The sequence below is a fragment of the Pseudomonas sp. DWRC2-2 genome (assembly GCF_049897885.1).
GTDB classification, from domain to species: domain Bacteria; phylum Pseudomonadota; class Gammaproteobacteria; order Pseudomonadales; family Pseudomonadaceae; genus Aquipseudomonas; species Aquipseudomonas azotoformans_A.
The window spans coordinates 36,746-53,488 of record NZ_JAFCXD010000009.1 but is presented as its reverse complement, the minus strand read 5'-3'; the positions used below and the strand labels follow the sequence as shown (position 1 = coordinate 53,488).

The 16,743-nt window shown below is 60.2% G+C and carries 12 protein-coding genes; 8 read left to right on the top strand and 4 right to left on the bottom strand.

Annotation, left to right across the window (positions count from 1 at the left end; all coding sequences use genetic code 11):
- Nucleotides 1-45 precede the first annotated feature (45 nt).
- Entirely contained in the window at nucleotides 46-444 is a 399-nt protein-coding gene (locus ACP7EW_RS28290; RefSeq protein ID WP_016977268.1) for a helix-turn-helix domain-containing protein, read from the bottom strand.
- Between the two features lie 204 nt (nucleotides 445-648).
- On the opposite strand from ACP7EW_RS28290, the gene ACP7EW_RS28285 reads away from it, so the two are divergent.
- Nucleotides 649-1,560 carry a LysR substrate-binding domain-containing protein gene (locus tag ACP7EW_RS28285; RefSeq protein ID WP_426221396.1) on the top strand — a complete coding sequence of 304 codons (912 nt, stop codon included), beginning with the start codon at nucleotides 649-651 and terminating at the stop codon, nucleotides 1,558-1,560.
- 482 nt (nucleotides 1,561-2,042) lie between these two features.
- Nucleotides 2,043-2,480: a carboxymuconolactone decarboxylase family protein gene (locus ACP7EW_RS28280; RefSeq protein WP_033898184.1), complete on the top strand. Its 438-nt coding sequence runs from the start codon at nucleotides 2,043-2,045 to the stop codon at nucleotides 2,478-2,480.
- Between the two features lie 3 nt (nucleotides 2,481-2,483).
- Here the strand turns inward: ACP7EW_RS28280 and ACP7EW_RS28275 are convergent, their stop codons facing one another.
- The gene (locus ACP7EW_RS28275; RefSeq protein ID WP_426221394.1) at nucleotides 2,484-4,634 is read right to left on the bottom strand and encodes a TonB-dependent siderophore receptor; all 2,151 of its coding nucleotides are present in this window, start codon (nucleotides 4,632-4,634) and stop codon (nucleotides 2,484-2,486) included.
- A gap of 215 nt (nucleotides 4,635-4,849) precedes the next feature.
- Between ACP7EW_RS28275 and ACP7EW_RS28270 the strand changes: the two genes are divergently transcribed.
- On the top strand, nucleotides 4,850-9,073 hold the full coding sequence (locus ACP7EW_RS28270) for a dermonecrotic toxin domain-containing protein (RefSeq protein ID WP_426221392.1): 4,224 nt from the start codon (nucleotides 4,850-4,852) through the stop codon (nucleotides 9,071-9,073).
- Here the strand turns inward: ACP7EW_RS28270 and ACP7EW_RS28265 are convergent.
- A complete protein-coding gene (locus ACP7EW_RS28265) occupies nucleotides 9,043-9,993 on the bottom strand; it encodes a helix-turn-helix domain-containing protein (protein WP_426221390.1) in 951 nt (316 codons plus the stop codon). The two genes, ACP7EW_RS28270 and ACP7EW_RS28265, sit on opposite strands and share 31 nt — an antisense overlap.
- Before the next feature lie 140 nt (nucleotides 9,994-10,133).
- On the opposite strand from ACP7EW_RS28265, the gene ACP7EW_RS28260 reads away from it, so the two are divergent.
- The 3 genes from ACP7EW_RS28260 to ACP7EW_RS28250 are packed head-to-tail and all read left to right on the top strand — an operon-like array spanning nucleotide 10,134 to nucleotide 13,897.
- A complete protein-coding gene (locus ACP7EW_RS28260) occupies nucleotides 10,134-11,492 on the top strand; it encodes a glutamine synthetase family protein (protein ID WP_269133833.1) in 1,359 nt (452 codons plus the stop codon).
- A 24-nt stretch (nucleotides 11,493-11,516) separates the two neighbouring features.
- Nucleotides 11,517-12,605, top strand: coding sequence for a polyamine ABC transporter substrate-binding protein (locus ACP7EW_RS28255; protein WP_033898190.1), 1,089 nt, complete (start codon nucleotides 11,517-11,519; stop codon nucleotides 12,603-12,605).
- The gene (locus tag ACP7EW_RS28250) at nucleotides 12,602-13,897 is read left to right on the top strand and encodes an NAD(P)/FAD-dependent oxidoreductase (RefSeq protein WP_426221387.1); all 1,296 of its coding nucleotides are present in this window, start codon (nucleotides 12,602-12,604) and stop codon (nucleotides 13,895-13,897) included. The genes ACP7EW_RS28255 and ACP7EW_RS28250 overlap by 4 nt, the downstream gene beginning before the upstream one ends.
- Here the strand turns inward: ACP7EW_RS28250 and ACP7EW_RS28245 are convergent, their stop codons facing one another.
- Complete coding sequence (locus tag ACP7EW_RS28245) at nucleotides 13,898-14,791, bottom strand: LysR substrate-binding domain-containing protein (RefSeq protein ID WP_033898193.1); 894 nt, start codon at nucleotides 14,789-14,791, stop codon at nucleotides 13,898-13,900.
- Nucleotides 14,792-14,904: 113 nt separating this feature from the next.
- Between ACP7EW_RS28245 and ACP7EW_RS28240 the strand changes: the two genes are divergently transcribed.
- Both ACP7EW_RS28240 and ACP7EW_RS28235 read left to right on the top strand, forming a co-directional pair.
- The gene (locus tag ACP7EW_RS28240) at nucleotides 14,905-15,909 is read left to right on the top strand and encodes an aldo/keto reductase (RefSeq protein ID WP_426221385.1); all 1,005 of its coding nucleotides are present in this window, start codon (nucleotides 14,905-14,907) and stop codon (nucleotides 15,907-15,909) included.
- A 17-nt stretch (nucleotides 15,910-15,926) separates the two neighbouring features.
- Complete coding sequence (locus tag ACP7EW_RS28235; protein WP_016975578.1) at nucleotides 15,927-16,724, top strand: SDR family NAD(P)-dependent oxidoreductase; 798 nt, start codon at nucleotides 15,927-15,929, stop codon at nucleotides 16,722-16,724.
- The last annotated feature ends 19 nt before the right edge of the window (nucleotides 16,725-16,743 follow it).

Sequence of the window (16,743 nt, the reverse complement as noted above, 5' to 3'; positions counted from 1 at the left end):
TGGGAAATGGGGAGCGGCCAGCATATTCCAGGTACGCACCGACCACTAGGCTGCGATCACTTGAGGCTTGTGGCGCGAGTGGTGATTTCGCCAGGTCATCGGGTTGACACCTTCGCTGCGGGTGAACATATGGCAGAAGTGCGCCTGGTCGCAAAAACCGCATTCCAGGCTGATTTGCGTCAGGCTCAGGGACGAGCCGGTGATCAGCTCCTTGGCGCGCTGGATACGTTGTTGACGGATCCACTCCTGTGGCGACAACCCGGTGGTGCACTTGAACGCCCGGGAAAAATGGCTGCGCGACAACGCGCAGGCCTGGGCCAGGTCGGCAATGGCCAGGCTTTCGCCGAGGTTGGCCAGGATCAGTTGTTTGGCGATGCGCTCGCGCCGAGGGCACAGGCCTCCGGTTGCGGACAAACGAGGGGCATATTGCTCGAGTCGGGCCATGACAAATATCCGCAGTCGATGGGAGCGTTCCCGGTGAATGGATGCAGTGTAGACGCCACCAATCTTGTTGCCGGACCGTCCGGCTGACGAGTTAATCGTTGTTAATTTCGCCAGGTGCGCAGGTGGAAAAGACAGCACAGGCATGCAATGCAAGTCGGGTTTTGCGTGCTTATCTGTGGGCTTGCCAACCGTTTGGATAGCCCCATGAACCGCAACGACCTGCGCCGCGTCGACATGAACCTGCTGGTGATTTTCGAAGCACTGATGTTCGAGAAGAACCTGACCCGTGTCGCCGAAAAACTCTTTATAGGCCAACCGGCAGTGAGTGCGGCGCTGGGGCGTCTGCGCGACCTGTTCGACGACCCGTTGCTGCTGCGCAACGGGCGGGGCATGGAGCCCACGCCACGCGCCGTGGCGATACTCAAGGAGTTGCAACCGGCCATGGACACCATCTCCGGCGCGGTCAGCCGTGCCAAGGATTTCGATCCTTCCAGCAGCTGTGCGGTGTTTCGCATTGGCCTTTCGGACGACGCTGAGTTTGGCCTGTTTCCGCCGTTGCTCAGTCAACTGCGCGAGGAGGCGCCGGGGATCATCGTGGTGGTGCGCCGGGCCAATTACCTGTTGATGTCGTCGCTGCTGGCCAGTGGTGAGATTTCGGTGGGAGTGAGCTACACCACTGACTTGCCGGCGAATGCCAAGCGCAAGAAGCTGCGGGATATTCCGTGCAAGGTCTTGCGTGGGGATGGGGGGACTGAGCCGCTGACCCTGGATGACTACTGTGAACGGCCTCATGCGATGGTGTCGTTTTCGGGGGATTTGAGCGGCAATATCGATCTGGATTTGGCGAGGATCGGCCGGGCGCGGCGGGTGGTGTTGGCGGTGCCGCAGTTCAGTGGGTTACGGGCGTTGTTGGCGGGCACGCAGATTATTGCGACGGTGCCGGATTATGCGGCGTGTGCGTTGACCGAGGGGACGTCGTTACGGGCGGAGGATCCGCCGTTTGCGATTGATGCCGCGGAGTTGTCGATGGTGTGGAGCGGGGTGCATGACAATGATCCGGCGGAGCGGTGGTTGAGGGGGAGGATTGGGGAGCATATGGCTCGGGGTTTTGACTGAGTACATATCCGTTGCTGCGGTGATGGCGGGTATTGTATCCGCCCTTACGGCCAGCCCTTTGAAGGTCTTTGAAAACCCAGCGATATCTGGCTGATACCCTCCCATTAAGGGCGAACACTGCAACTGTGGCGAGCGGGCTTTTCCCGCGTTGGGCGGCGAAGCAGCCCCAGAACCAGCGGCCGAAGAGTGCCTGACTCACCGCATTCCTCCTTCTAGAGTCGCTTCGCAACCCAACGCGGGCGGTGCGACGATTCGACAAGTCCGCTCGCCACAGGGTACTTATCGCCAGTTCTACCTAAATACCTTGAAAGGACTGGCCGTAAGGGCGGAACCCATATCAGCCATCAGCGCAGCAACGGATATGTACTCAGTCAAAGCCCCCAGAAAAATTGGTCACCCATTCTTCCCCAAAATTGGATATTCCTCCCCCAAGGCCCGATGACTAACCTAGCCACCAATCCCCACTGCCTTGGAGCACCCTCATGCAAACCCGTACCGATTTCTACACCGCCTCCCCAGACGCCATGAAAGCCATGCTCGCCCTGGAAGCCGCCGTCGGCAAACTGTCCATCGAGCTGCCCCTGCTGGAGCTGGTCCGCCTGCGCGTCTCGCAGATCAACGGCTGCGCCTTCTGCCTCGACATGCACACCGCCGACGCCCGTAAAGGCGGCGAAACCGAGCGCCGCTTGTACACCGTCTCCGCCTGGCGCGAAACGCCGTTCTTTACCCCGCGTGAACGCGCCGCACTGGCCTGGGCCGAAAGCTTGACCCTGATCAGTCACACCCACGCCCCGGACGAAGACTTCAACGCCCTGGCCGCCGAGTTCAGCCCTCAGGAGCAGATCGACCTGAGCGTGGCCATCGCCACCATCAACAGCTGGAATCGCCTGGCCGTGGGTTTCCGCAAGATGCCGAAGTAAGCGTCAGAAGTTGACCGAAGCACTCAGGCGCGCCGTCAACGGCGCGCCCTGGAACAGATAGTCATCGCCCATGTACTCGCCCGCGTCGCGCCAGTAGCGCTTGTCGAACAGGTTGTCGACGCTCAGGCGGAACACCGTTTCATAGCCGCTCACCTTGGTGGTGTAGCGGCTGCCTACGTTCACCACTGCGTAATCCCCCACCTCCACATTGCCGCTACGGTTGGCGTACTTCTTGGCGCTGTATTGCACGCCGCCCAGCACCGCCAGGCCGTTCACCCAAGGCAACGCGTAATCGGCATACACACTGGCGCGCAGCTTGGGCACGTTGATCGCTTGGTGGCCCTCATAGTCGGCAGTACCGCTGCCGCTCACCCGCGCGCGAATCGCCGCCACGCTGGTTGCAATCTGCAGGCGCTCGGTGGCCCAGCCGTTGGCCGACAGTTCCAGTCCGGTGTTTTTTTGCTCGCCCTGTTGCACATAGTCGAATTGGCCAGTGCCGTCCGGCTTGGCGTACTGGTAGGCCTGGCGGGTCTGGAATACAGCGGCGGTAAAGCTCATGCGGCGCCAGTCGTATTTAACGCCGGCTTCGATTTGACGTGAGGTGGTGGGGGCCAGGGTTTCGCCGTCGTTGCGGGTCGTCCAAGGTGCCTCACCGCCCAGGGACAGGCCTTTGCTGTAGCTGGTGTACAACGACACGTTTTCCACCGGTTTGTAGATCAACGATGCCTGGGGCAGAAACTCGTATCGCTGGGTGTGGCGTTGTTGATTGCCGTTTTCGTCGAAGGCTTTTTCATCCAGACGCACTTCACGGCCCCCGAGGATGGTTTGCCATTGCTCGTTGAAGCGGATGCGGTCGGTGACGAACAGGCCGTACTGGCGGCTGTCGAGGCGCTTGTGCTTGTCGTTGAGCGGCACGTCGGTGGGGGTGAAGGTCGGGGCGTCAACATTGATGTTGCTGCTGCCGATGTATTCGTTGACCGATTTGCGCTTGTCGACCACCCGGCGGAACGCGCTGGTGCCAAAGGTCAGTTCATGGCCGAGGCTGCCGGTGTCGAACAGCCCGGTCATGGCCGCCTGCACTTCGTCGTCACGGCGGGTGTCGTCGGGGCTGCGGTAGTCGTAGATGTCGTAGTCGCCGGTAGGGCTGAAAAAGGCGGTGCCGCAATCGGTCACGTAGAAGCAACCATAGGCAAACGAACTGTAGTCATCGATCACTACCTTGCTGCGCGCCGCGCTGACACTGCCTTTCCACTGATCGCTGAAGCGGTACTCGAACTTGCCGTTGAGGTTCAGTGAGTCAATGCCCACTTGCTTCGAACCGCTCTGGTGCCCCAGCAGTTTTTTTGGCGAGGCGCCGTGGGGCACTTCGGTGCCGCCCAACAACTGGTAGCCCGGCACCGAGCGCTGCTGTTTGTTCTGGTACTCGGCATCTAGTTGCAACACCGCGTCAGGGCTGATGTTCCAGTCGAACGCCAGGGACACAAAGTCACGCTGGCCGTTGGCGTGCTCCACATAGGAGTTGAGGTCTTCATGGGCCACGTTGGCGCGTAGGCCGAATTGCTGCTCGCTGCCAAACCAGCCGCCGACGTCGGTGGCAATGTAGCCGCTGCCACGGTCGTCAGTGGAGACGGTTACCGAGCGCACATCCTCCGCGCGCTTGGTCACGTAGTTGATCACACCACTGGGCTCGGAAATCCCGCTTTGCAGGCCCGCCAGGCCCTTGAGCACTTCCACCTGTTGTTTGTTTTCCAGGGCGACGTTCTGCTCGCCCGTGATGGTGCGCCCGTTGATCTTGTAGCTGCTCGCCGCGTTCAGCGAGAAGCCGCGTACCACAAAATTCTCGTAGTAGCCGATGGGCGCGTAGCTGTCGCCCACGGATGCATCGTTGCGCAGTACTTCACTGAGCAGGCGCGCCTGCTGGTCCTTGATCAGTGCGGCGTTGATCACCGTGGTCGAAGCGGGAGTGTCGAGCAGCGGCGCGTTATCGAAGCCGCCCACCGAGGCGGTTTCACTGCGGTAGCCGGATTCATCCTGGCCCTGGACGTTCACCGCCGGCAGTTCGATTTCAGCCGCGAGGCTGTTACCAATGCCGCCGCTGAGCAGCAGGCCGAGGGCGAAACGAGAGGTGACAACGGGACGAAAACGCAAAACCATGGGGGCAGGGCCTTAAAGCGCAGGGCGGGAGGGCGCATAAGCTAGGCATATCGGCTGTTTATTACAAGGCCGAGTGCAGGGCGAGGCGTCACGTACGAGGTGCGAACTACAGAATGTATCGTCTTCAGGAGCGCTTTAGAGTGCGCTTTGCTGATCTGCCGCTCAGTCAGGCGGCGCTAAAGTCGCAGCCTTAAATTGCAGATGGAACTGATGACATGACTCTCTCCGCCTCACAAGACAATGCGCTGGCGCCACTGAACCGTGCGCTGCAAGACAGCCTGGTACTGACCCCGGCTGAGCATGGCGCAACATTGATACGCCAAAAATGGGGGGACGACGTTGACCCCGTCACCACTCAATTGGTGACTCTGGACTACGACTACCACGGCCACCCACTCATCAACGGTGTGCATCAGGGCCAGATTCGCTTCCGACAGTCACTGGTACAGGCCTTGCTCAGCGATTATCAAGCCGTGGCTGATGATCGTTTTGGAGAAACCGCCTTTGGCTTTTACACACCGCCAGCGGTGGGGCCAGAGATAAAAATCGTCAAGAATGTCGATGAGTTCGCCTACGTGGGCAGTGGTAATCACAGGGACTACGAGGGCATTTACCGTCGCAGCGATCCGCAGACTTACGGGCCTTCGACGCAGCTTGCGATCACTGCGGCGGACTACAAGAAATGGGTGTGGCTCCTCGAATACAAAGAGCTGTATCAGGACTACCTGGATCGTACGTTGCCATCGGACGCCGTGATGATGGGGAGCGCACCGTACCCTTTGCGCACCTCGATGAAGACGGCTTTTGTCATGGTTGCCTTTCTGCAACGGCTTGAGTCCAGTTTGACCCTGGGGGGCTTGCAGTTGGCATTGTCGGCGGCAGGGCTGGGAGATAACGAGGTTGAGTTTTCTGCCATCGACAAAACCCAATTGGAGCAACGTACGCACCCGGCGGCGCATGTCGAGGTGTCCCGGCTGATGATCTACCGCTACACGGCGTGTGATATTTGGGTATTACGTCACCGTGTCAGCGCGATGGTGTTGCTGTATGTGCCCGGCAATTCGTCGCCGCTCCATCAGTTCGCAGATATCAAGGCGTTGCGCGCATGGATTGTAGAGCAGGGCAAGGTGCGAGAAAAAAGAACCGCTCTGGCGGAGCACTTCGCCAAGGACGACCGCATTGACGGCACTTTTCATGCCGGTGTACTGACGGCACTGGAGGCCATGGCCGAGTACCCGCGTCAACATCACCTGACCCGAGACTCCGGTTTTTTCAACAATGACGGTTATTGGAACCCCGACGATTACATCACGCTGGACATCGTCCCCAACTCAGTCGATCCGTTTGCCGAACTGGTCAAGGTGTTCAAGCAGACAAGCCTGACCACTGCCCAGGAAGCGATACGCGATGATGCCGATGTCAATCGCGAAAACTTGGCAGCGGTGGTCAACCCTGTCGTCGGCTGGCTCAACCGCTGGGGCGCTCTGGCAATTTTCTTCCCTGGTGGTGAAGGGTTATTGGGCTTGGCCGGGCTGATCCAAGCCGCGCAAGGTGTGTCTGAAATCCTGGATGCCGAAGGTCGCGATCAGGTTAACGAAGGCGTAACACGCACAGTCTTTGGCTTGCTCAATGCACTGCCGCTGCTGATCAAGGGCGGTACGGGGCTGGCAGACTCTGTGAGCGAGCCGCCGCGGGAGCCCGCAGTATCTGACAAGACGCCGGCAGAGCCTGAAGCTCAGGAAAAACCAGGTGGTCAGTCGTCAACGCCTCAACCCGAGCCCCATGATGTGTTCATCCCACCCGGGGCGGAAGGGGTGCCGATCTCGCAGTGGACCCGTCCACAATTGATGCGTGGCTTTGGGCGAGCAGTGGAAGGCCTTTTGGACGAAAGGCTTGAGCTAATCCGTCAGGTCAGCGGCGTGACCGATGAACAATTGCGCCTGCAACTCACCACGGGTGCCCGACCCCAGGGGCTGCTGGCCGATACATTGCTGCGTTTCAATATCACCCAACGAGTGGAAGCCTATATCGTGCAACTCGGTAGCAGTGAGCTGCCACTGGGTGATATGCACAGATTACGCTGGTTGACGACGGATAAAGCGTGGCCGGCCGACGTCGGCTTGAGACTGAAGGAGGGGGATCGCATCATCTGGGAAACGGGGACAACCGTGGCCAGGGGCGATGTGTTGACCATTGAAACAAAAAGCCCGTTTTTCCAGTCTTTGGCGCGTCGTCTGAGCGAGCAGGACACCCGGCGTTTACTGGGTGAACTCCTGAGGCCAGAAGCCCCTTACCCCTCTATTTACGTAAGGGCCCGACTGCTGCGCCTCAAGGCCCAGGCGATCGTTCGTGAACAGCGCGTATCCATGTTTGAGCGCTATTACCAAAACGTCACAAGCCCGCAGAGTGATCTGCAGAAAGCCCTCGGGCATGAATACCCATCGCTGGCTTCATCGATACTCGATCAACTCTTAGCCTCACAGCAATTGAGCCCTGACAGCACGCTGACCCTGGGCCAGATCAAGGCGTTGCTACAGCGCCTGGAACCGCAAGTGGCAGCCAGTGAGCAGGAGTTACGCCTGGCGCGTGCTTATGAAGGGGTCTATCTGAATACAGTACGCAATGCAGACAGCGACACGCTGCTGCTGCACAGCGCCCAGCGTATGCAGGGCTGGAGTTCTAGGCTGTCGATTACGGTCCGCGAAGGGGCGGCCAATGGGGCAGTGCTGGATCGGATCGGCGCGCCGTCCCTTGCAGAACAACACACGATCATTCAGGAGGGAAATCTCTACAAATGCCCTGATTCAGTGCTGCAACCAGGCTATACCACAGACGATTTTGCCGACGCGATTTTACACAACCTGTCGAACGCAGAGTTAACCCAAATGGGTGTGCGGGCCGATAGCCTCGAACACTTCAAGTTCATGCTACGGCGCAATATCCTGGGTAGGCGCGATTTGGAAACGGTACTGCGTCGCCAGCAATTGCGAACTCCGTTTTTTGAGCCTGAAGAGGGCGGGTTGCGCGGCGGCGCAGGGGGCGTGCCAAGGGAGGTCCTGCAGACCGATAGAATGCTGGTTGACAGTTACATTCCGGGTTTCACGGATCAACAGGTCAGTGAGTTTATGGGCTGTTTCGATTGGCCTGGTGACGCGCAAGCCGAATTGCAGCGTATCAAGGATTCTGAGGCGGACCTGGAAGTGTGTCTTCAAGATTGGCTGCGGGAGGACGTTCTTGAGGATGATTATTACGCAAGCCTGGATGATTCTGAGGCCGAAATTGATGAGCAAGACAAGCAAGCGTGGATGGACCGCGAGCGCGTATCCCGAAATGACATGAACGAGAAGCTCCGTCAGCTATACACATGGCGTGGTCCGGACTCTCTCAAGGTCTATCGGGATGGTCGGATGGTTGGCTTCAAGTTTATGTTTGACGCTACACCTGAGGGCGGTTTTCCACGTCTGAACCCTGGCAGATTACCCAACGCACCTTTCGTTGAAAGATTCGTCGAGTTCAACTCAGTGGTCGAGCTGAGTAAACCCGCGGCAATACATAGATTGGAGCTTCACCTTTATTTAGGCTGTTTTCCACGTCTTGACACGCTCGAGCTTCAAGGCATTCCCGATGCCTTGATCCCGGCCGATGTAGCAAAAATGAGCCGTTTGAGAGATCTGAAGTTGACCGACGGGGCGCTGCAGATGGTGCCGGATAATAATGCGCTGCTCGGCAAACTGACAACGCTGGAGTCACTTGACCTGAGCGGTAACCCCTTGGGGACGGCGCCATCGATTGATACGCTGCCTAAATTACGCAGCCTCAGGCTTGATCGAACAGGGCTAGTGGATATTCCCCGAGCATTGGTTAACCGTAGATCGCTGGAGTTTCTGGGGCTGGCGGGTAATCGGTTTACCTCTATTCCTCGGACGCTTGATTTGAGGTGGGGGCTGGACCTGAGCGCAAATCCCTTTGACGATCTGAACACCCTCCAGCGTCTATTCGCGTTTCGCCAGGAAACCGGTTTCGAACTATGGATCGACACCAGCGCTGCGCCGCTGAACCAACCCGATGACTGGGTCAGGGGCTTGCTTGAGCCTGATGCGGTCGCCAGAACGGCGCTATGGCAAAAAGTGGCGGCGCAGGAGCGAGGGGCCGATCCTCGCATCCCAGGCTACCTGTCGCGCTTTGCCAGAATGTCCATGACCCTCGATTACCGAGTGGGGTATGAAGGTTTGCGGAACCGACTGTGGGTATTTCTCAAGCGAGTCGCTTTTGCGGATGAGCCACTTCGAATACGCCTGCGCGGGATCAATCAGGATTTGGCGCAAACGGAAAACCCAAGAGTGCTGTTGGAAAGCCTTGAGCAGGGCATATTGAATTACGATGCCTTGAGGCAAGGCCACCCTATGTTTCAGTTGCCTAAACGTGCACGGTTTGAATAACTGCACACTGACGCTACAGCGAGTGAACGGTGATTCGGGTGGTGTTTCAGGGTTTCGCTGGGAAGCTCTTTGAACAGCGCTCGATAACTGCTGGAAAACCGCCCCAAATGCCAGAACGACCAGTTCATCGCGACCTCGGCCACGGTGGTGTTGGCGCCACTCAACAACTCCCGCCGTGCGCCGTTCAACCGGCGCAACCGCAACCACTGCGCCGGGCTCATGCCGGTGTAGGTTTTGAACCCCTGCTGCAACTGGCGCAACGGCACACCGGCAATCTGTGCCAGTTCCAGCAGGTTCACGGATTCATCCGGCGCATCCGCCGCCCATTCGCCGATGCGTGCCATCAGCCGGCGTTCTTCGCTGCGTCGCTGCAATGAGCTGCGATCCAGACCCACGCAGGCGTTGTCGAGGATAAACAGGCAGTCATCGAGCAGTTGCTGGGTGAGGGCGACGGGGTCGATTTCTGTAGACAGCCGTGTCAGCGTGCCACTCAGCCAGCGACTGAACAGCCCATTCTGTTGGCAGGTCAGCGGCGCCATGAACAGGCCTTCCAGCTTGGCCACATCCAGCCCATGGCGCTGCACGAATTGCGGCCCGAACACCACCGCCACTTCACGGTAGTTTTCCGGGGTGATCCAGGTGTTGTGGCTTTCTCCATTGAGCATGTACAGCGCGTTATCGCTGCCGTCGAAACAGAACGCCAATGAGCCTGGCGGTGCGTTGAAATGCTGCTCTACGCGGGTGTTCATGCACTCTTCGTACACCTCCACACCCTGCAAATCCAGGTAGCGGATTCGCCCGGCGAAATGCCCTGGGGACATCTGCTGGTACTGCTGCACCCAACCGGGTGTCGCATTGCATTGAGCGGCCACATCACCGGTGGTGAAGGCCTGTACGCGCAAAGCTGTTGCCTGTGTCATGGGTAACCTGGGCGCACTCTATTGGTGCGTTGTGGTTCGTGCAAAGTGGATAGATGCCGCAGGGGCGGCGGCATCAAGATAGACCTCAATGCGCCAGGAGTACAAGCCGGCGCATGCACCCAACCCATGCCGAGGTCCTTATGAACGCCCCCTTCGATCAGCTGTCCGCCTGGCTGAAAGAACACAAGATTACCGAAGTCGAATGCGTGATCAGTGATTTGACTGGCATCGCACGCGGCAAGATTGCACCCACCAACAAGTTCCTGCATGAGCGAGGCATGCGCCTGCCGGAAAGTGTGCTGCTGCAAACGGTAACCGGGGACTTTGTCGACGACGACATCTACTACGACCTGCTCGACCCGGCCGATATCGACATGGTCTGCCGCCCAGTGTCCAACGCCACCTATGTGGTGCCTTGGGCCATCGAACCCACCGCGATTGTGATCCACGACACCTTCGACAAGCAGGGCAACCCCATCGAACTGTCGCCGCGCAACGTGCTGAAGAAGGTCCTGCAGTTGTACACCGACCAGGGCTGGCAGCCGATCGTCGCGCCGGAAATGGAGTTCTACCTGACCCAGCGCTGCGAAGACCCGGACCTGCCGCTGAAAACCCCAGTAGGCCGCTCGGGCCGCGCCGAAACCGGTCGCCAGTCGTTTTCCATTGATGCGGCCAACGAATTCGACCCACTCTTCGAAGACGTCTACGACTGGTGCGAAGCCCAGGGGCTGGACCTCGACACGTTGATCCACGAAGACGGCCCGGCGCAGATGGAAATCAACTTCCGCCACGGCGATGCCCTCGACCTCGCTGACCAGATCACTGTGTTCAAGCGCACCCTGCGCGAGGCAGCGCTCAAGCACAACGTCGCCGCCACGTTCATGGCCAAGCCGGTGGCCGACGAGCCGGGCAGCGCCATGCACCTGCATCAGAGCGTGGTCGACATCGCCACCGGCAAGCCGGTGTTCGTCGACGCTGACGGCAACAAGAGTCCGCTGTTCCTGCACCACATCGGCGGCTTGCAGAAATACATCCCCAAGCTGCTGCCGATGTTTGCGCCCAACGTGAACTCGTTCCGTCGCTTCCTGCCGGACACTTCGGCACCGGTCAACGTCGAGTGGGGCGAAGAGAACCGCACCGTTGGCCTGCGCGTGCCCACCTCCAGCCCCGACGCCATGCGCGTGGAGAACCGTTTGCCCGGCGCCGACGCCAATCCCTACCTGGCGATTGCGGCTAGTCTGCTGTGTGGCTACCTCGGGATGATCGAGCAGATCGAACCCAGCGCGCCAGTGGAAGGGCGTGCCTATGAGCGCCGCAACCTGCGCCTGCCGTTCACCCTCGAAGATGCGCTGGCACGTATGGAGGATTGCGACACGGTCAAGCGGTACCTGGGCGACAAATTCGTGCGTGGCTACGTCGCGGTCAAGCGCGCCGAGCACGAGAATTTCAAGCGGGTGATCAGTTCCTGGGAGCGTGAGTTCCTGCTGTTGAGCGTCTAAAAAAACCAAAAAAGGGGTGTCGATATGCGTCTTGTGAAACAGCTTCTCCCGCTGGCCCTGGTGGCCGCGTTCAGCAGTGCCAGCCAGGCGGCGCCGACGGTCAGCGTCTACAACTGGACCGACTATATCGGCGAGACCACCCTGGCCGACTTCCAGGCCAAGACCGGGATCAAGCCGATCTACGACGTGTTCGACTCCAACGAAACCCTGGAGGGCAAGTTGCTCGCCGGGCGCACCGGCTATGACGTGGTGGTGCCGTCCAACCACTTCCTGGCACGCCAGGTGAAGGCTGGTGCGTTCCTCAAGCTCGACCGCGCGCAACTGCCCAACTTCAAGAACCTTGACCCCAAGCTGCTCAAGCTGCTGGAAAAAAATGACCCGGGCAACGCGCACTCGGTGCCGTACCTGTGGGGCACCAATGGCATCGGCTATAACGTCGACAAGGTCAAGCAGGTGCTGGGCATCGACCATATCGATTCGTGGGCGGTGCTGTTCGAGCCCGAGAACATCAAGAAACTCAACCAATGCGGCGTGGCCTTCCTCGACTCGGCGGACGAGCTATTCCCGGCGATCCTCAACTACATGGGCAAGGACCCGCGCAGCGAGAACCCCGAGGACTATAAGCAGGCCGAGGCCAAGTTGCTGACGTTGCGGCCGTACATCACCTACTTCCATTCTTCCAAGTACATCTCGGATTTGGCCAACGGTGATATCTGCGTGGCCTTCGGTTATTCCGGCGACGTGTTCCAGGCCGCCAACCGCGCCAAGGAAGCCAAGAATGGGGTGAACATCGCCTATTCGATTCCCAAGGAAGGCTCCAACCTGTGGTTCGACCTGCTGGCGATTCCCGCCGACGCGAGCAATCCGAAAGAAGCCCACGCGTTCATCAATTACCTGCTCGACCCTGAAGTGATCGCCAAGGTCAGCGCCTCAGTGGGGTATGCCAATGCTAACCCGGCGGCCAAGGCGTTCATGGACCCGGAACTGGTGAACAACCCTGAGGTGTACCCGTCTCAGGAGGTGCTCGACAAACTTTACATTTCCACCACGCCGACCCCGGCGACCATGCGCCTGATGACCCGCGCCTGGAGCAAAGTGAAGACCAACAAATGATGCCGTCGACTGACCACGCCCGGTCTTACTACCGGGCCACGGCCAACGCCCTGGCGGAGCGCCCCGCATTGGGCGCCGACCTGACCGCCGATGTGTGTGTGATCGGCGGCGGCTTCACCGGTGTGAATACCGCCATCGAGCTGGCCCAGCGTGGGCTCTCGGTGATCCTGCTGGAAGCCCGGCGCATCGGCTGGGGCGCCAGCGGGCGCAATGGCGGCCAGTTGATTCGCGGTATCGGCCATGACGTATCGGGTTTCGCCAAGTACGTGGGCGAGGAGGGCGTGCGTTACCTGGAGCGTGCCGGCATCGACTCGGTGGCCTTGGTGGGCGAGCGTATTCGCGAGCACAACATCGACTGCGACTTGCGCTGGGGCTTTTGCGAGTTGGCCAATACCTCGGCGCAATTTGCAGCGTTCAAGGGCGAGCAGGCTCACCTGGCGGCGCTGGGCTATACCCACCAAACCCGCCTGGTGGGGCCGCAGGATATGCCGCAAGTGGTGGGCTCGTCGGTGTATGCCGGCGGCCTGGTGGACATGGGCTCCGGGCACCTGCACCCGTTGAATCTGGTGCTGGGTGAGGCGCAGTTGGCCGAATCCCTTGGGGTGCGGATTTTCGAACATACCGAAGTCCTCGAACTGATCCACGGCGACAGGGTGCAGGTGCGCTGCGCTGGCGGCAGCGTGCGTGCCGACCACCTGGTGCTGGCGTGCAATGCCCATCTGGAGGAACTGGAGCCGCGCTTGAGCGGCAAGGTGCTCCCGGCGGGCAGTTATATCATCGCCACCGAGCCTTTATCTGAGGCGATGGCCAGCCAGTTAATTCCACAGAACCTCGCGCTGTGCGACCAGAAAGTCGGCCTGGATTACTATCGATTGTCCGCTGACCGCCGCCTGCTGTTTGGCGGCGCCTGCCATTACTCCGGCCGTGATCCGGTGGACATCGCCGCCTATATGCAACCGAAAATGCTCAAGGTGTTTCCGCAACTCGCCCATACCGCCATTGAGTTTCAGTGGGGCGGCAAGATCGGCATTACCGCCAACCGCTTTCCGCAGGTGGGCCGGTTGAGGCAGTACCCGAATGTGTTTTATGCCCAGGGCTATTCCGGGCATGGGCTGAACGTCACCCACTGGTGCGCCAGGCTGCTGGCCGAAGGTATCCACGCCGGCCACAGCACGGGCCTGGATATTTTCAGCCAAGTGCCACACATGACGTTTCCGGGTGGCAAGGCGTTGCGCTCGCCGCTGTTGGCGTTGGGGATGTTGTGGTATCGGTTAAAGGAGCTGATGGGTTGATCAACCGACGGGTTCGGTCAGTACTTTCCTGAAGGTTTCCACCAGAGGCCGCAGGTTGATCCGATGCCACGCCGCCCACAGCGGCGTGGTGTAGCTAAGCCACGGCAACTCCCGCAACACCACGCCGGGCGGGGCATTGCGGCTCAGGCCCTTTTGCACCATCGCCACGCCCAGGCCTGAAGCAACCAGGCCCAAGGCGGTAAACGGTTCACCGGCTTCCATGGGGATCTGCGGGGTGAAACCGGCGCGGATGCAGGCGGCGATAAAGTCGTCAGTTGGATGCGCGCCGGGTTTGCGCTGCACGCCGATCCATTCCTGATCGGCCAGGTGTTCGGGCAGCAGCTCGCTTTGGCGTGCCAATGGGTGGTGTTCCGGCAAGGCCAGCAGCATCGGGTCATCCAGCACTTGAAGCGCGATCAGGTCGGGATCATCGTCGGCCGGCGGCTCGTTCACCAGCGCGATATCCAGGCTGCGCTGACGCAGGCCTTCCAGTTGTTCGAGAGAGGGCAGGTTGTACAGCTTGATATGCACGGTGGGGCGATCGTCGCGCAGGATGCGCAGGGCATTGGGCAACACACCGGCATGCATGGCGTTTTCGATGTAGCCGATGCACAGCCCACCTTCTTCGCCACGGCCCAGGCGCTTGCCCAGGGACTCCAGGCGATTGGCATGGGTCAGCAGCGCTTTGGTTTCAGCCAGGAAGGTCTGGCCGTCACGGGTCAGGCGGATACGTTGCTGGCTGCGTTCGAACAGGGTCAGGCCCAGGCGCTCTTCCAGCTGGGCTATCTGTCGGCTCAGCGGCGACTGGGAGATGTGCAGGCGTTCGGCAGCACGGCCGACGTGTTCTTCTTCGGCGACCACTTCGAAGTAGCGCAGTTGGCGGAGATCGATCATGTTAGACCTACTAGGACTCAAGTTGGTCGCAGTATGTCTTGGACGGTCCGATCTCTGCAATCTAGGATCTGCTCAACGGTCACAGCGACCCCTGAACCCATTGAGGATCCACCATGAGCTTGAAAGACAAACTCCCAGGCCAGCTCGGCTTTGGCACCGCACCGCTGGGCAACATGTTCCGCGCCATTCCTGAAGACGAGGCTCTGGCCACCGTGGAGGCCGCCTGGAACGCCGGCGTGCGTTACTTCGACACCGCGCCGTTCTACGGCTCGGGCCTCTCGGAAATTCGTCTGGGCCAGGCCCTGTCGCAGTACAACCGCGATGATTTCGTGCTCAGCACCAAGGTTGGCCGGGTGATCCTCGACGAAGTCGAAGACAGCGCCCGTGACCTCGGCGAAAAAAGCGGCGTGTTCGAACACGGCCGCCCGAACAAGATGCTCAACGACTACAGCGCCGACGCCACCTTGCGCTCCATCGAAGACAGCCTGACCCGCCTGAACACCGATCGCCTGGACATCGTATGGATCCACGACATCGCCCAGGACTTCTACGGCGACCAGTGGCTGGAGTACTTCAACCAGGCCCGCACCGGCGCTTTCAAAGTGCTGACCCGCCTGCGCGAAGAGGGCGTGATCAAGGCCTGGGGCCTGGGTGTGAACCGCGTCGAGCCGTGCGAATTGACCCTGGACCTGACCGAAGCGCAACCCGACGGCTTTTTGCTGGCCGGCCGCTACACTCTGCTGGACCACGATCGCGCCCTGCAACGCCTGATGGACTCGGCTTTGGCGCAGAACGTCGAAATCGTCGTCGGTGGGCCCTACAGCTCCGGCATCCTTGCCGGTGGCGCGCACTTCGAATACCAGAAAGCCAGCCCGGCGATCATCAGCAAGGTCGAGCAGGTCAAGGCGATTGCCCAGGCATTCGGCGTGAGTGTGAAAGCCGCCGCGCTGCAATTCTCGCTAGCCCATCCGGCCGTGGCGGCGGTAATTCCGGGTGCCAGCCGTCCAGGCAGGATTGCCGAAGACGTTGCAGCGTTGTCAGAAAAGATCCCGGCAGCCTTCTGGCAGGCCTTGCGCGACGCCCGATTGATCTCGGATCGTGCACCACTGCCGCTTTAACTTCAGGAGTTTCAACCATGAAAATTGATGTAAGCGGCAAAGTAGCGATTGTCAGCGGCAGCACCGCCGGTATTGGCCTGGGCATCAGCCAGGCGCTGGCGCAGTCCGGCGCCACGGTGGTGGTGATCGGGCGCGACGCGGGCAAGGTGGATGACGCCTTGGCGAGTATCCGCCAGGCCGTTCCCGGCGCGGACCTGCGTGGTTTGGTGGCGGACCTCGGGACGGCCGAAGGCGCAGAAAAACTCTTCGCTGCCGAACCGCGTGCCGACATCCTGGTCAACAACCTGGGCATCTTCAACGATGTGGATTTCTTTGAGGCCCCGGACAGCGAATGGACACGCTTTTATGAGGTCAATGTGATCTCCGGCGTACGCCTGGCGCGGCATTACACACCGGGCATGGTCGAGCAGGGCTGGGGGCGGGTGATTTTCCTGTCGTCGGAGTCCGGCGTGGCGACCCCGGCGGACATGATCAACTACGGCGTGACCAAGAGCGCCAACCTGGCGGTGTCCCATGGTTTGGCCAAGCGCTTGGCGGGCACCGGCGTGACGGTAAACGCGGTGTTGCCTGGGCCGACCTTTACCGACGGCCTGGAGCAGATGCTCAAGGACGCTACCGCACAATCCGGGCGCAGTGCGCGGGACGAGGCGGATGTGTTTGTGCGTAACGCACGGCCGACCTCGATCATCCAGCGCGCGGCAAATGTGGATGAAGTCGCCAACCTGGTGGCGTACATTGCTTCACCCCTGTCATCTGCCACCACCGGTGCCGCGTTGCGGGTCGACGGTGGTGTGGTCGACAGCATGGCCATCTGAATTGTTTTTCATTTTCTGG

Coding starts and splice junctions, on each gene's coding strand:
- ACP7EW_RS28235 (WP_016975578.1), top strand. CDS start 15,927: ATGAAAATTGATGTAAGCGGCAAAGTAGCGATTGTCAGCGGCAGCACC.
- ACP7EW_RS28260 (WP_269133833.1), top strand. CDS start 10,134: ATGAACGCCCCCTTCGATCAGCTGTCCGCCTGGCTGAAAGAACACAAG.
- ACP7EW_RS28280 (WP_033898184.1), top strand. CDS start 2,043: ATGCAAACCCGTACCGATTTCTACACCGCCTCCCCAGACGCCATGAAA.
- ACP7EW_RS28275 (WP_426221394.1), bottom strand. CDS start 4,634: ATGGTTTTGCGTTTTCGTCCCGTTGTCACCTCTCGTTTCGCCCTCGGC.
- ACP7EW_RS28240 (WP_426221385.1), top strand. CDS start 14,905: ATGAGCTTGAAAGACAAACTCCCAGGCCAGCTCGGCTTTGGCACCGCA.
- ACP7EW_RS28290 (WP_016977268.1), bottom strand. CDS start 444: ATGGCCCGACTCGAGCAATATGCCCCTCGTTTGTCCGCAACCGGAGGC.
- ACP7EW_RS28285 (WP_426221396.1), top strand. CDS start 649: ATGAACCGCAACGACCTGCGCCGCGTCGACATGAACCTGCTGGTGATT.
- ACP7EW_RS28265 (WP_426221390.1), bottom strand. CDS start 9,993: ATGACACAGGCAACAGCTTTGCGCGTACAGGCCTTCACCACCGGTGAT.
- ACP7EW_RS28270 (WP_426221392.1), top strand. CDS start 4,850: ATGACTCTCTCCGCCTCACAAGACAATGCGCTGGCGCCACTGAACCGT.
- ACP7EW_RS28250 (WP_426221387.1), top strand. CDS start 12,602: ATGATGCCGTCGACTGACCACGCCCGGTCTTACTACCGGGCCACGGCC.
- ACP7EW_RS28245 (WP_033898193.1), bottom strand. CDS start 14,791: ATGATCGATCTCCGCCAACTGCGCTACTTCGAAGTGGTCGCCGAAGAA.
- ACP7EW_RS28255 (WP_033898190.1), top strand. CDS start 11,517: ATGCGTCTTGTGAAACAGCTTCTCCCGCTGGCCCTGGTGGCCGCGTTC.